Annotated in this window: 12 protein-coding genes and 1 pseudogene; 10 read left to right on the forward strand and 3 right to left on the reverse strand. The window is 72.0% G+C overall.

What is annotated here, in order from left to right; all coding sequences use genetic code 11:
* The 3 genes and pseudogenes from ASD16_RS22460 to purL all read right to left on the reverse strand — a co-directional run.
* Positions 1-351, reverse strand: a 351-nt coding sequence (locus ASD16_RS22460; RefSeq protein ID WP_369817990.1) for a right-handed parallel beta-helix repeat-containing protein, incomplete at its 3' end; no start/stop codon positions are given.
* Positions 352-392: 41 nt separating this feature from the next.
* Positions 393-1,087, reverse strand: a pseudogene (locus ASD16_RS21480) (cellulose binding domain-containing protein); the annotation flags it as partial.
* A 196-nt stretch (positions 1,088-1,283) separates the two neighbouring features.
* On the reverse strand, positions 1,284-3,647 hold the full coding sequence (purL, locus tag ASD16_RS13770; protein ID WP_055918488.1) for a phosphoribosylformylglycinamidine synthase subunit PurL: 2,364 nt from the start codon (positions 3,645-3,647) through the stop codon (positions 1,284-1,286).
* A 282-nt stretch (positions 3,648-3,929) separates the two neighbouring features.
* Between purL and ASD16_RS13775 the strand changes: the two genes are divergently transcribed.
* The 10 genes from ASD16_RS13775 to ASD16_RS13820 all read left to right on the forward strand — a co-directional run bounded on the left by ASD16_RS13775 (position 3,930) and on the right by ASD16_RS13820 (position 14,590).
* Positions 3,930-4,946: a LacI family DNA-binding transcriptional regulator gene (locus ASD16_RS13775; protein WP_055918491.1), complete on the forward strand. Its 1,017-nt coding sequence runs from the start codon at positions 3,930-3,932 to the stop codon at positions 4,944-4,946.
* A 41-nt stretch (positions 4,947-4,987) separates the two neighbouring features.
* Positions 4,988-6,262, forward strand: coding sequence for a sugar ABC transporter substrate-binding protein (locus ASD16_RS13780; RefSeq protein WP_055918494.1), 1,275 nt, complete (start codon positions 4,988-4,990; stop codon positions 6,260-6,262).
* Between the two features lie 4 nt (positions 6,263-6,266).
* Positions 6,267-7,280 carry a carbohydrate ABC transporter permease gene (locus ASD16_RS13785; protein WP_055918496.1) on the forward strand — a complete coding sequence of 338 codons (1,014 nt, stop codon included), beginning with the start codon at positions 6,267-6,269 and terminating at the stop codon, positions 7,278-7,280.
* Entirely contained in the window at positions 7,277-8,152 is an 876-nt protein-coding gene (locus tag ASD16_RS13790; RefSeq protein WP_055918499.1) for a carbohydrate ABC transporter permease, read from the forward strand. The genes ASD16_RS13785 and ASD16_RS13790 overlap by 4 nt, the downstream gene beginning before the upstream one ends.
* A gap of 11 nt (positions 8,153-8,163) precedes the next feature.
* Complete coding sequence (locus ASD16_RS13795; protein WP_055918502.1) at positions 8,164-9,717, forward strand: glucoamylase family protein; 1,554 nt, start codon at positions 8,164-8,166, stop codon at positions 9,715-9,717.
* Entirely contained in the window at positions 9,714-11,510 is a 1,797-nt protein-coding gene (locus ASD16_RS13800) for a xylan 1,4-beta-xylosidase (RefSeq protein ID WP_055918505.1), read from the forward strand. Before ASD16_RS13795 ends, ASD16_RS13800 begins: the two co-directional genes overlap by 4 nt.
* Positions 11,507-12,982, forward strand: a complete 1,476-nt coding sequence (locus ASD16_RS13805) for an alpha-amylase family glycosyl hydrolase (protein ID WP_055918508.1) — start codon at positions 11,507-11,509, stop codon at positions 12,980-12,982. The genes ASD16_RS13800 and ASD16_RS13805 overlap by 4 nt, the downstream gene beginning before the upstream one ends.
* A complete protein-coding gene (locus ASD16_RS22055) occupies positions 12,979-13,692 on the forward strand; it encodes a DUF2599 domain-containing protein (RefSeq protein ID WP_200942958.1) in 714 nt (237 codons plus the stop codon). The genes ASD16_RS13805 and ASD16_RS22055 overlap by 4 nt, the downstream gene beginning before the upstream one ends.
* Before the next feature lie 101 nt (positions 13,693-13,793).
* Entirely contained in the window at positions 13,794-14,015 is a 222-nt protein-coding gene (locus ASD16_RS13815; RefSeq protein ID WP_055918513.1) for a hypothetical protein, read from the forward strand.
* A complete protein-coding gene (locus ASD16_RS13820) occupies positions 14,012-14,590 on the forward strand; it encodes a pentapeptide repeat-containing protein (protein ID WP_055918517.1) in 579 nt (192 codons plus the stop codon). Before ASD16_RS13815 ends, ASD16_RS13820 begins: the two co-directional genes overlap by 4 nt.
* The last annotated feature ends 24 nt before the right edge of the window (positions 14,591-14,614 follow it).

Consider the following 14,614-nt stretch of genomic DNA (forward strand, 5'->3'; position numbering starts at 1 on the left):
GCCGCGGTCCTGGGACCCGTTGTCGTCCGAGTGCCCGACCAGGGAGTTCTTGTCCTGCCCGTCGAAGTGGTTCCAGGAGATCGTCACGTAGTCCGAGCCRCGCTTGGTGTCCACCGAGCCGTCGTAGCCGGTGAAGAACGTGTTGTGGTCGATCCAGACGTTGGTCGACGTCTCGATGTTGATCGCGTCGTCGTCCCAGTCGTCGAACGAGATGTTCCGGACGATGACGTTCTTCGCGTTCTTGATGTTCAGGCCGCAGCCCACGATCTTGGCGCCGCCGGCCCCGAGCACCGTCTTGTTCGACGCGACGGTGAGCATGCCCGAGCACGAGATCGTGCCCGAGACCCGCACGACGGGCGCCGACCCGGACAGCGCGCTGGACAGCGCCGACNGTCTTGTTCGACGCGACGGTGAGCATGCCCGAGCACGAGATCGTGCCCGAGACCCGCACGACGGGCGCCGACCCGGACAGCGCGCTGGACAGCGCCGACGCGCTGGTCACCGTGGTCACCGAGCCGGAGCCGCCGCCGGTGGTGCCGCCGTTCTGCGACGCCCAGCCGACCAGGCCGGTAGCCGGCGGAGTGGTCGGGTTGCTCGTCGGCGGCGGCGTGGTGGGGTTGCTCGTCGGCGGCGGGGTGGTCGGGTTCGACGTCGGGTTGGTCGTGCCGCCCGTGCACGTCACGCCGTTGAGCGTGAAGGTCGTGGGCACCGGGTTGCTGCCCGACCACGACGCGTTGAAGCCGACCTGCGCGGTGGCACCGGTCGACAGCGAGCCGTTCCAGGCCGCGTTGCTGATCGTAACGGCCGCGCCGGACTGCGTCGCGTTGCCGCCCCAGGCCTGCGTGATCTGCTGGCCGGCCCCGAACGACCAGCCCAGCTTCCAGCTGGAGACCGCGTCGCCGAGGTTGGTGACGACGACGTCACCGCCGAAGCCGCTGGGCCACTGGTTGGTCACCTTGTACTCGACCTTGCAGCCGGTCGCAGCCTGCGCGGGTACCGCCAGGAGCGCGCCGACACCTGCCATCGCGACGAGCGCCGCGGAGGTGAACGCCGCCGTCGCCGTACGTCGTCGGGTCGTGAGTCGCATGGGAGGTCCTCTTCTCGTGCGGCGCCCGGGCTGCACTGCGATGTGCTGGCGCCGTCACGGAAGGGTCCACCTGGGACCTCGGCTCCCCTACCCGGCGAAAGCATTCGGGTAACCGGTTTCTCATTGTTTCAGCGCAGCGTCCCCGACAGGGGGTGGTCGCAGAGCGGCCCACCTGTCGGGGTTCGTCGTGCGCGGGTCAGCCGAAGTAGTGCGGGAGCGTCGCCTCGTGGGCCTCGCGCGCCTCCGCCAGGGGCAGGGTGAACAGGCCCTGCACCTCGACCGCAGGGCCGTGCACGTGGTCGGCGGCGTCGGTCGGGGTGCCGGCACCCGGCGAGCACGACTCCGCGGTCTCGCCCAGGCGCAGCGCCGGCACACCGCGCGCGGTGCAGAGGTCGACCAGGCGGACCTCCTCCGACCGCGGGACGGCGACGAGCACGCGGGCGGTCGACTCCGAGAACAGCGCCTCGAACGGCGTGACGCCGTCGCGTGCGCAGATCGGCTCCAGCGACACCTGCACGCCGACGCCGAACCGCAGGCTCGACTCGATGAGCGCCTGGACCAGGCCACCCTCCGACAGGTCGTGCGCGGCGTCGACGAGCTCGTCGCGGCTGGCGCGGATCAGCACCTCGGCCAGCCGGCGCTCGGCGGCCAGGTCGACGGCCGGCGGCAGCCCGCCGAGGTGGCCGTGCACGACGTCGGCCCACGCCGACCCGTCGAGCTCGGGGCGCGTGGTGCCCAGCAGGTAGACGGCCTGCCCGGGAGCGGTCCAGCCCGACGGCGTGGCGTCGGCGACGTCGTCGAGCACGCCCAGCACGCCGACCACCGGGGTCGGGTGGATGGCGGAGTCGATGAGGCCCGGCTCCCCCGTGCCGTTGTAGAGCGAGACGTTGCCGCCGGTGACGGGGACCTCGAGCACCTGGCACGCGTCGGCCAGACCGCGGATGGCCTCGACCAGCTGCCACATGGAGTCGGGGTGCTCGGGGCTGCCGAAGTTGAGGCAGTCGGTGACGGCCAGGGGGCGGGCGCCCGTCGTCGCGACGTTCCGGTACGCCTCCGCCAGGGCCAGCTGGGCGCCCGTGTACGGGTCGAGCTTGGCGTAGCGGCCGTTGGCGTCGGTGGCCAGCGCGACGCCGAGACCGGTGGTCTCGTCGACGCGGATCACGCCGGAGTCGTCGGGCTGCGCGAGCGCGGTGTTGCCCTGCACGAAGCGGTCGTACTGGTTGGTCACCCACGCCTTGGACGCGAGGTTGGGGCTGGCGAGCAGCTCCAGGACCGTGGCGCGGAGCTCGGCGTTGGTCGACGGCTTCCGCAGCGACGCCACGGTGTCCGCGTTGAGCGTGTCCTGCCACGCCGGGCGCGCGTACGGGCGGTCGTAGACCGGGCCCTCGTGCGCGACCGTCTTCGGGTCGACGTCGACGATGCGCAGGCCGTGGTGGTCGATGGTGAGGCGCCCGGTGCCGGTGACCTCGCCGATCACGGCCGTCTCGACGTCCCACTTGCCGGTGATGGCCAGGAACTCGTCGAGCTGGTCGGGCCGGACCACGGCCATCATCCGCTCCTGCGACTCCGACATGAGGATCTCGCCGGCGGTCAGCGACGGGTCACGGAGCAGCACGTTCTCCAGGTCGACGTGCATGCCGCCGTCGCCGTTGGAGGCCAGCTCGCTGGTCGCGCACGAGATGCCGGCAGCGCCCAGGTCCTGGATCCCCTCGACCACGCGCGCGGCGTAGAGCTCGAGGCAGCACTCGATGAGCACCTTCTCCATGAACGGGTCGCCCACCTGCACCGACGGGCGCTTGGACGGCTTGGTGTCGTCGAACGTCTCGCTGGCCAGGATCGACGCGCCACCGATGCCGTCGCCGCCCGTGCGCGCACCGAAGAGGACCACCTTGTTGCCCGCGCCCGAGGCGTTGGCCAGGTGGATGTCCTCGTGCCGCAGGACGCCCAGGCACAGCGCGTTGACCAGCGGGTTGCCCTGGTAGGAGGCGTCGAACACGAGCTCGCCGCCGATGTTGGGCAGGCCGAGGGAGTTGCCGTAGCCGCCGACCCCGGCGACGACGCCGTGCACCACGCGAGCGGTGTCGGGGTGGTCAACGGCACCGAAGCGCAGCTGGTCCATGACCGCGACCGGGCGCGCACCCATCGAGATGATGTCGCGCACGATCCCGCCGACGCCCGTGGCCGCGCCCTGGTACGGCTCGACGTAGGACGGGTGGTTGTGCGACTCGACCTTGAACGTGACCGCCCAGCCGTCGCCGATGTCCACGACGCCCGCGTTCTCGCCGATGCCGACGAGCAGGTGCTCCTTCATGGCATCGGTGGTCTTGTCGCCGAACTGGCGCAGGTGGTTCTTGCTCGACTTGTACGAGCAGTGCTCCGACCACATGACCGAGTACATGGCGAGCTCGGCGGCCGTGGGGCGGCGGCCGAGGATGTCCCGGATGCGCTGGTACTCGTCCGGCTTCAGGCCCAGCTCCGCGAACGGCTGCTCCTGGTCGGGAGTCGCGGCGGCGACGTCGACGGTGTCGGTCTGGGGGGCGCGCGCAGGTGCGGTGGTCATCGATTCCCTCGGTGGAGACCCGTGGGCCGCTCGTCGGCCAGGCGGCCGACGACACAGCCGACATCGGCAGACGCAGGTCAGGATACCGGCGCCCGGACGCGGTCCGGAGCCGCGTCCGCGCGCACGAGTTTCCGGGCAATTGCGGCGGTATCCCCCGGCTCGGCGATCGCTGCACTGACCTGCGGCGACAGGGTGCGCATGACTGAGCACGGCGCGAGATGACCGCGATCACGCGGCCTCGCTCGAGTTGCGCAACTCCGGGGATGGTGTGACGGTCGCCACATGAAAGCGCTTCCTACGCCGCAAGGCAACGAGCTGGGCACGGTGACGATCTACGACGTCGCCGCGCTCGCCGGCGTCGGGATCGCGACCGTCTCCCGGGCCATGAACGGGTCGGCGCCCGTCGCCGATGCCACCCGGGCCCGGGTGCTCGCCGCCGTGGAGGAGCTCGGCTTCCGCCCCAGCCACGCAGGAACCTCGCTCGCCGCACGCACGCACGCCGCCAACGGGATCGTCTTCCCCGACCTGTCGGGCCCGTACTACGCCGAGGTGCTCCTCGGGTACGAGGAGACCGCGTCCCGTCTCGGGCGCAGCGTCCTCGTCCTGGCCACCCACGGCCGTCCCGACCCCGACGCCGCGGTCCGCGACCTGGCCGGGCGGGTCGACGGGATGGTCGTCCTGGGCCGCACGGTCGCCGACGAGGTCATCGCCAGCCTGGCCGGCCTCCCGGTGGTCGTCGTGGCCCGGCCGGAGCTCGGCGACGTCGACTCGGTCCGCACCGACGGCCTCACCTCCGCCCGCGCCCTCGGCGAGCACCTCGCCGGTCACGGGCTGCGGCACATCGCCCTCCTCGGGTCCCCCGAGGAGTCCCCCGACGTCGCCGAGCGGTTCCTCGGCATCCGCGAGGGCCTCGGCGCGCACGGCATCGAGCCCACCGAGACGCCGTGCCTGTTCGACGAGGCGTCGGGCACCCGCGTCGCCGCCACCCTGCTCGAAGGGCGTCGCCGTCCCGACGCCCTCGTCTGCGCGAACGACGAGATCGCGCTGGGCGCCATCGTCGCGGCCGAAGGAGCCGGCCTGCGCGTGGGGCACGACATCGCGATCACCGGGTGGGACGACGTCATGGCCGCACGCCATGCCCGTCCGGCCCTCACCACCGTCCGCCAACCGATGCGTGCGCTCGGGTCCCTCGCCGCCGAGGTGCTCGACGAGCGCATCACCGCCACCCGCACGACCCCGCGGCACGAGTTGCTCGCCACCGACCTGGTGGTGCGCGACAGCTGCGGCCTGCACCCCTGACGGACCCCACGAGGGAACGTCCGGTTCGAGGAGGAACCACCATGAGGAGAACAGCGCGCATCAGCGTCGCCGCGCTCGCCGTCACGACGCTCGCACTGACCGCCTGCGGTCGCGGCGACGAGACCGCCACCGGGGACGCCAGCGCCACCGCCGTCGACACCAGCGAGCTCAGCGGCACCGTGACCGTCTGGGCGATGGGGACGGAGGGCGAGGCCCTCGGCGACTTCGCGCAGGCGTTCACCGAGGAGAACCCGGACGTGACGGTCGAGGTCACCGCCGTGCCCTGGGACGCCGCCCACGACAAGATCGCCACCGCGATCGCCGCCGACGAGGTGCCCGACGTCTCGATGATCGGCACCACGTGGATGGGTGAGTTCGCCACGTCCGGCGGTCTGGACCCGACGCCGCCGGACCTCATCGACGAGTCCACGTTCTTCGAGGGCGCCTGGGGCTCCACCGAGGTCGGCGGGACGTCCTACGCGGTGCCGTGGTACGTCGAGACGCGCGTGCTGTACGTCGACACCGCGCTCGCCGAGCAGGCGGGCGTCTCCCCGACACCCGCGACGTGGGACGACCTGATGGCGACCTCGACGGGCATGCAGTCCGCGGGCGCGCAGTGGGGCATCAACCTGCAGCCGGGCGAGACCGGGGCGTGGCAGACGTTCATGCCGTTCGCCTGGCAGGCAGGGGCCGAGATCATGAACGAGGACCAGACCGAGTTCACGTTCGACAGCCCCGAGTTCGTCAAGGCCCTCACGTTCTACCAGTCGTTCTTCACCGACGGGGTCGCCCCCAAGGAGCTGCCGGAAGGCACCCTGGAACCCGACTTCGTCGCCGGCAAGATCGGCGCGTTCCAGTCCGGCCCGTGGCACATCGGGATCCTCGACGAGACCGGCGGCGAGGGCTTCATGGACAGCGTGACCATCGCGCCGCTGCCCGCCGGCGAGAAGCAGGCGTCGTTCATCGGCGGCAGCAACCTCGCGGTGTTCAAGAGCGCCGAGAACCGCGACGCGGCGTGGGCCTTCGTGCAGTGGCTGAGCGACCCCGAGGTCCAGGCCGACTGGTACGCCGAGACCAGCGACCTGCCCGCCGTGCAGGCGGCGTGGGAGTCCGGCGACCTGGCCTCCGACGAGCGCCTCGCGGTGTTCGGCGAGCAGATGACGACCGCGCAGTCACCGCCCGCGATCCCCACGTGGGAGCAGATCGCCAACGTGATCGACACCGAGCTGGAGAAGGTCTGCAAGACCGGCATGGACCCGCAGGAGGCCGCCACGGCCATCCAGCAGCAGGCCGAGTCGATCGGGACGGGGCTCTGACCCCATGTCGACGACCCTGACCTCCGGGCAGGGCGTGCGACCCCCGGGGGCAGCCGACGAGGCTGCTCCCCGGGTGCGTCGCTCGTCGCCCCTGCGCCGTCGGCGCAGCATCGCCGCGTGGGGCATGGCGGCACCGTTCGTGGTGCTGTTCCTCGTGTTCACCGCGTGGCCGGTGCTCTCGTCGCTCTTCATGAGCGTCACCGACATCAAGAGCCGCGACCTGCAGAACCCGTTCGCCGTCAACTTCGTGGGGTTCGAGAACTTCGCGACCGTGCTGACCGACCCGATCTTCCACAAGGCCGCGTTCAACACGCTCTACTTCGTCGTCGTCGGCGTCCCGCTGACGATCCTCGTGGCGCTGGCCATCGCGATCGCGCTCAACACCGGCATCACCAAGCTGTCCGGGTTCTTCCGGGTCGGGTACTACATGCCCGTCGTCACGACGATCGTCGCCGTGGCGGTCGTCTGGCGCTTCCTGCTGCAGCCCGAGAACGGGCTGGTCAACGAGGTGCTGGGCTGGTTCGGCATCCAAGGACCCGACTGGCTGGGCAGCACGACGTGGGCGATGCCGTCGCTGATCATGATGTCGGTCTGGCGCTCGCTGGGCACGCTCGTGGTGATCTTCCTGGCCGGGCTCCAGTCGGTGCCCAAGGCTCTGCACGAGGCCGGCGCGCTCGACGGCGCCAACGCCTGGCAGCGGCTGCGGAACATCACGCTGCCGACGCTGCGCCCGACCATGCTGTTCGCCGGCGTCATCACCGGCATCGGGTTCCTGCAGCTCTTCGAGGAGCCGTTCGTCATGACCCAGGGCGGACCGTTGAACAGCACGCTCTCGGTCGCGTACCTGGTCTACAACACGTTCGGCTTCGGCAACTACGGGGTCGCCGCCGCGATGAGCTACGTGCTCTTCGCCGCCGTCGTCCTGCTCACGGTCCTGCAGTTCACGGTCCTCGGTGAGCGCGACGACGCGGCGGGCAAGCGGCGCCGCTGGTTCCGGCCGGCGGGAGGTGCGCGATGACCAGCACGAGCACCACCACGAAGCCCCGCGAGCAGGCGGGGTCGCACATCGGCGAACCGCAGCCGCGCCCGTGGATCTACGTCGTCCTCGGCCTCGGGCTCGTCCTCGTCGTGACGCCGTTCATCTGGATGCTCCTCGGGTCGTTCAAGACGAACGGGGAGCTGCGGTCCAACCCGCCGACGTGGTGGCCGCAGGCACCCACGATCGACAACTACCGGGAGCTGTTCACGCGGCTCGACTTCGCGCAGTTCTTCACCAACTCGTTCGTCGTCGCCGTCGTGGTGACGGTCGGCAACATGGTGTTCTGCTCGATGCTCGGCTACGCGTTCGCGAAGATCGACTTCTGGGGCCGCACCTGGCTGTTCCGGCTGGTCCTGGCCACGTTGATGATCCCGGGCATGGTGCTGCTGGTCCCCCTGTTCGTGCTGGTCAGCAACCTCGGCATGGTCAACACGTACTTCGGGCTGATCCTGCCGTTCCTGGCCGGGCCGTTCGGGGTGTTCCTCATGCGGCAGTTCATGCAGGGGATCCCCGACGAGCTCATCGACGCCGCGCGCGTCGACGGTGCCGGCGAGCTGCGGATCTTCGCGACCGTGGTCCTGCCCCTGTGCAAGCCCGCGCTCGCGACGCTCGCGATCCTCACCTTCCTCGGCTCCTGGAACAACTTCCTGTGGCCGCTGGTGGTCGCCAGCACCGAGGACATGTACACGCTGCCGGTCGCGCTCGCGCTCTACAGCGTCGGGCAGAACTCGACCAACTACGGGCTGCTCCTCGCAGGCTCGTGCGTGGTCCTGATCCCCGTGCTCGTCGTGTTCCTCACGATGCAGCGCCACTTCGTCCAGGGGCTGGCGACCACCGGCCTCAAGTCCTGAAGGGCTCCACGATGAGACTTCGATCCCTCGCGGCCGCCACGGCCGCGGCCGCCCTGCTCCTCACCGGTGCCACGACCGCCTCCGCCGGCGGCCACCACCACGACGACCTCGGCCTGACCCGGCAGGACCGTGCCGACCTGCACCGCTGGGCGGCCGACACGTGGACCTCCTTCGTCGCGATGACGGACGAGACCACCGGCCTGCCCGCCGACAACATCGACGCAACGCTCGACCCGGCCACACGGTCGGGCTACACCTCGCCGACGAACATCGGCGCCTACCTGTGGTCCACGATCTCCGCCGAGGAGCTCGGGGTGATCAGCAAGCGTGAGGCCCGCGAGCGCCTGCGGCAGACGCTCGCGACGGTCGCGACGATGGAGCGCCACGAGCCGAGCGGCATGTTCTACAACTGGTACGACGAGGCCACGGGCGCCAAGCTCACGCAGTTCCCCACCGGCGAGACCGTCTACCCGTTCCTGTCCACCGTGGACAACGGGTGGATGGCCGCGGCGCTCATGGTCGTCGCGACCGCCGAGCCGTCGCTCCGCCGCCAGGCGAACGCCCTCCTGGAGCCGATGAACTTCGGCGCGTTCTACGACGCGGACCAGTTCGGCGGGACGCGCCCCGGCATGATGCGCGGCGGCTTCTGGGTGGACCCGCCCGTGAACCAGTGCACCCAGGCCGGGACTGTCGCGGGGTCGCCCGTGCTGTTCACCTGCCACCACTACGACATCACCAACTCCGAGCCACGGATCGCCAGCTACATCGGCATCGTGCGCGGCCAGGTCCCGCCCGCGCACTACTTCGCGACGAACCGCACCTTCCCGGCCAGCTGCGACTGGGACTGGCTGGAGCAGCGCCCGGTCGGCGTGACCCGCACGTACGAGGGCCTCGAGGTCTTCGAGGGTGCGTTCACGTACCGCGGCATGCACATCGTCCCGAGCTGGGGCGGTGACATGTTCGAGGAGCTCATGCCGGACCTGTTCGTGCCGGAGTCCGAGTGGGCCCCGAAGAGCTGGGGCGTCAACCACCCGCTCGCCGTCCGCGCGCACATCGAGCACGGCCTGGTCGAGGCCGGCTACGGCTACTGGGGGTTCTCCCCCGCCAGCGACCCGTTCGGCACGTACAGCGTGTACGGCGTCGACGCGATCGGCATGGACCCGGGCGGGTACCCGTCGGACGCGGAGAAGACGAACGTGGATGCGGGCTACGAGGGCTGCCGCGAGGCGACGAACCCGACGCCGACGTTCGGTGACGGCGTCGTCACCCCGCACGCCTCCTTCCTCGCGCTGCCGTACGCGCCGCGCGAGGCCGTCGACAACCTCCGCAACATCGAGACGGTGCTCGGCGCGTACGGGGACGGCGGGTTCTACGACTCCGTCGCGGTCCGCTCCAACACCCAGGCGAAGCGGTACCTGTCGCTCGACCAGGGCATGGTCCTGGGCGCGCTGGGCAACGTGCTCGGCGGCGGGGTGCTGCACGACTCGTTCGGCACCCGCCAGGTGGAGAAGGTCCTGCGACCGCTCATCGGCCAGGAGGAGTTCAGCGCGGGGGTGATCAAGTGACCGACGCACGCACGGACTGGGAGAACAGGATCGGGCGCCGCTCCGACACCGCGGCCGCCGGGGAGATCCCGGTGCTCGCACCGCCGGCGGGGCTGTACGCCTCGCCGGGGGTCGGCCAGGTGACACTCCACTGGGAGCCCGTCGACGGTGCGGTCGGCTACCAGGTGGTCCGCGACGGCACACCGCTCGACCACCAGGGTGGCGACGTCCTGGCGGTCCCGCACGGGCCGTACGCGGACACCACCGGCGAGCCCGGCGTCGTGTACCGGTACGCGGTGGCGACGGTCACGGACGTCGACGTCACCGGTCCCGCGGGGGACGAGGTCGTCGCGGCCTCGCTCCCGGCAGACGAGCCCGCCGAGGTCGAGGTCCTCGTGGACCTGGGCACCGTGGTCCGCGAGCTGCCCCGGCCATGGCGGCCGATGATCGGCTCGGAGCACCTCAGCCTCCTGCTGAGCGACGAGACGGTCGGCGGGCAGAGCATCTCCGCGGACCTCACGTCGGCGCTGCGGGCTGCGCACGACGAGCTCGGCGTCTCGACGGTCCGGGCGCACGCGATCCTGTGCGACGACCTGGGTGTCTACCGCGAGATCGACGGCGAGCCCGTGCACGACTTCACCGGTGTCGACGCCACGTACGACGCGCTGCTGGCCCTGGGTCTGCGGCCCGTCGTCGAGCTGTCGTACATGCCGCGCGACCTGGCCTCCGACCCCGACGTGACCGTGTTCGGGTACGGCGCGATCGTGTCCCCACCGAAGGACTGGGACCGCTGGGCCGCTCTGATCACCGACTTGGTCGGGCACCTGGTCCAGCGCTACGGGCTCGACGAGGTCCGGTCGCGGTGGTCGTTCGAGGTGTGGAACGAGCCCAACCTCGAGGTGTTCTGGTCCGGCACGCGCGACGAGTTCTGGCGGCTGTACGACGTGACCGTGAACGCCGTGCGGTCGGTCGACGACCAGCTGGTGGTCGGCGGTCCGTCGACCGCGGCGGCGGGCTGGGTGGACGGGCTCCTGGAGCACGTGGCCTCGTCCGGTGCACCGGTCGACTTCGTCTCGACGCACACCTACGGCAACGCGCCCCTGGACGTGCGGCCGACGCTCGCGCGGCACGGCCGACAGGACGCGCAGATCTGGTGGACCGAGTGGGGGGTGAGCCCCACGCACTTCGGCAACGCCAACGACGGCGTGTTCTCCGCGGCGTTCCTCGTCCGCGGCATGCGCTCGGCGGCCGGGCGCATCGACGCCCTGTCCTACTGGGTGGTCTCCGACCAGTTCGAGGAGCTCGGCCGCCCGCCGCGGCTCCTGCACGGCGGGTTCGGCCTGCGGACCGTCGGCGAGCTGCGCAAGCCCCGGTGGTGGGCGCTGTGGCTGCTGGAGCAGCTCGGTCGCGACGAGGTCGCGGCGACCGTGACCGGTGACGGCGCCGACAGCCTGGTCGAGGTGTGGGCGTCGCGCGACGACGACCGCGTCGCCATCGCGCTGTGGAACGGCACCCTGGACCAGTCGAAGGTCGACGGGTCCGCCGCCCTGGCCCGTACGGTGCACGTGGAGCTCGACGGACTGCCCGACGGGGAGTGGACCGTGCGGGAGTCACGGGTCGACGCCGAGCACTCGAACATCGCGGCCCTGTGGTCGTCGATGTCCGACGGAGCCGACTGGCCGACCGACGAGCAGTGGGCACGGCTGCGCGCCGCCGACCGCCTGGCCGTCACGGAGCGCCCGCTGGACGGCTCCGCCCTGGACCTCGGCCTGCCGAACCCGTCGATCGTGCTGGTCGAGCTGGTTCGCGTGTGAGGTCGTGGTGGCGCAGCGCCGTCGTCTACCAGGTGTACGTCCGGTCCTTCCTGGACGGGGACGGCGACGGCGTCGGTGACCTGGCGGGACTGACCGCCGGGCTCGACGCCGTCGCCCGCCTGGGCGTCGACGCGGTGTGGCTCACGCCCGTGTACCGCTCGCCGCAGGCCGACCACGGGTACGACGTGGCGGACCACCGCGACATCGACCCGCTCTTCGGGGACCTCGCAGCGTTCGACCGGCTCCTCGTGGCGGCGCACCAGCGCGGGTTGCGGGTGCTCATGGACCTGGTGCCGAACCACGTGTCCGACCAGCACCCGTGGTTCGTCGCCGCGAAGGCCGGCGGTCCTGAGCGCTCGCGGTTCCACGTCCGGCCCACGCCGACCCGGTGGCGCTCGATGTTCGGCGGCTCTGCCTGGTCGCCGCTGCCCGACGGTCCCTTCTACCTGCACCTGTTCGCACCCGAGCAGCCCGACCTGAACTGGGCAGACCCGGTGGTGCAGGCAGACTTCGTCACGACCCTGCGGTTCTGGCTGGACCGCGGGGTCGACGGATTTCGCGTCGACGTCGCCGGCGGGCTGGCCAAGGACCCGGCGTACGGCGAGGTGCGTCGCGGCTCCGCGCACCCCCACTGGGACCGGTCGGAGGTGCACGACATCTACCGGTCGTGGCGGCACGTGCTGGGCGATGCGCCCGCGGTGGCTGAGGCCTGGGGACCGCCCGAGCGCACCGCGGCGTTCGCCCGCGCCGACGAGCTGGGCCAGGCGTTCGCGTTCGACATCCTGCGCACGCCCTGGTCCGCCGCGGCGCTGCGCCGGACCGTCGACGCCCAGCTCGCCGCGCACCGCGCGGTCGGCGCCCTGCCCGCGTGGGTGGCCGGCAACCACGACATCGCCCGCGTCGCGACGCGGCTCGGCCCCGAGCGCGCGCTGGCCCTGCACCTGTTCCTGCTCGCCCTGCCCGGCGCGTTCTACCTGTACGCGGGCGACGAGCTGGGCCTGCCCGACGCCGACGTGCCCCCCGAGCAGTGGCAGGACCCGCAGTCGCTGCGGTCCGGCGGTCGGCTGCCCAACCGCGACGGCGCACGCGTGCCGCTGCCGTGGACCTCGGGACCAGGCGTCGGCTTCACGACGGGCACCCCGTGGCTGCCGATCCCCGCAACCTGGGGCGGGTATGCGCGGGACGCCCAGGAGGCCAACCCGACGTCGACCTGGTCGGTGCTGCACCGGGCGCTCGCCGCACGGTCGGGCCTCTGGGCGTCCGACGACCTGACCTGGGAGGACACCCGACCCGGGGTGCTCGCCGGCCGACGCGGCGACGCGCTCGTCGTGCTCAACACGTCGACCCGCCCGTGGCGGCTCCCCGCCCATGCGTCCGTGGTCGCGCGCAGCCGTCCGGACGCCGAGCCGACGATCGTCACCCCGTCGGAGTGCGTCTGGCTCGTGGACGGGCCGGTACCTTTCCGAGGGTGAGACCACAGACGGCCCTGGTCGCAGCGATGGCCGCCCTCGTGCTGGTGGGTTGCAGCCCCGACCCCGCTGCGCCCCCGCCGCCCGCATCCCCGTCGGCCACCCCGACCCCCACCGCGGACCCGACGGACCCCACCCTGATCCGCACGACCGGCACACCGGTCACCTCCGGTGCCGTCACGCTCACCGCCTCTGTCCCTGGCCTGGCGGTGACGGCCGACCCCGACGGGTCCGCCCGCGCCACGGTCCCGAGCGGTGTGCTCATCGCCGCGCCCGAGGGCCTGACTATCGCCGCCCTGACCGACGGCACCGCGGTCGTCCGCGACGGTGCCGGGGCGTTCGTCGCGGGCCTGACCACCGACCCGTGGGGCAGCGCGCTCGCCCAGGTGGGTCCGGAGGTCGTCCGGCTCGATGCCGCCGCCGACCTCTGGTTCACCGCGGTCGCCGTCGAGAGCGCCGTCTGGGGTGAGGCCGAGGGCGGGCGCTCGCTCGCGGTCACGCCCAGCGCGTGGGCCCGCGCCCGCGGCCTGGCCGCACAGGAAGGGCTGTGGGCGCAGGTCGTCGCCCTGGCACCGGACGCCGACACCCCCGGCATGCAGGCGCAGCTCGAGTGCCACGAGCTCGGCGCCCCGGACAAGGCCACGTGGAACCTGGAGCCGTGGCGACCAGAGGTCGACGCCATCGAGATGATCCGCGAGCGCTGCAACCCCTGAGCGCGCCAGACTGACCCACGACGAGGGGAAGCAGGCCCCTCCCGGCACGGAGGCAGTGACATGTCAGGACCCTCGACCCCATCCCGCGCGACGCGGTCGAGATGGGCCTCGACGTTCTGCCTGAACCCGCCCGGGCGAAGGTGGCCGCATTCGTCGGCGCCGTCGACGACCGCTACCGGTCGTTCACCATGGAGGACCCGTCGGGCCGGATGGGCGACGTCGCCGTGCGCGGCCTGACCGGCCGGGGATGGTGGTGGTTCCGGGTCCCGTCGACGGGGCCGATCGTCGAGGACCTGCGCAGCGACGTCGGGCCCCAATCATGAGCGTGTTCGGGCCCGGTTCCGACCTGCGGGGCGCCGACCTGTCCGGCGCCGATCTCTCGGGTGCCGACCTGTCCGGGGCCGATCTCCGCGGTGCGGACCTCGGGCACGCCTGGCTCGTCGACGCGGACCTGTCCGGGGCCGACCTGTCCGGGGCGTACCTCAAGAAGGCGCACCTCGACCGGGTCCGCGCCCGGGGGGCCACGTTTCGCGGGTGCACGCTGATCAGGACGGACCTGACGGGCGCCGACCTCACCGGCGCCGACCTGTCGCGCTCGTTCCTGGTGAAGACGTGGCTCGACGGCGCCGACCTCCGCTCGGCGGACCTGACCGAGGCGGACCTCTACCTCGTCTTCGCCGCCGGTTCGACGTGGGGCGACAACCGGGTCGCGGGGGCAGCCGGCACGCTCGTCGACGTCGAGGACGGCGTCCGCGTCGACGGTCTGACGCAGAGCGTCGGCCGGCTCCTCGAGGCCTGGGTGCCCGCCGGTTCCCGGGTCACCGCGCACACCTCGGGGGCCGACCTGCCGCCGGAACCTGTCTGGCGGTGCGCACAGGACATCGACGCAGGGTCATGACCCTGCGTCGATGCCGTGCGCGCG

The sequence above is a fragment of the Cellulomonas sp. Root485 genome (genome assembly GCF_001426705.1).
GTDB lineage: Bacteria > Actinomycetota > Actinomycetes > Actinomycetales > Cellulomonadaceae > Cellulomonas.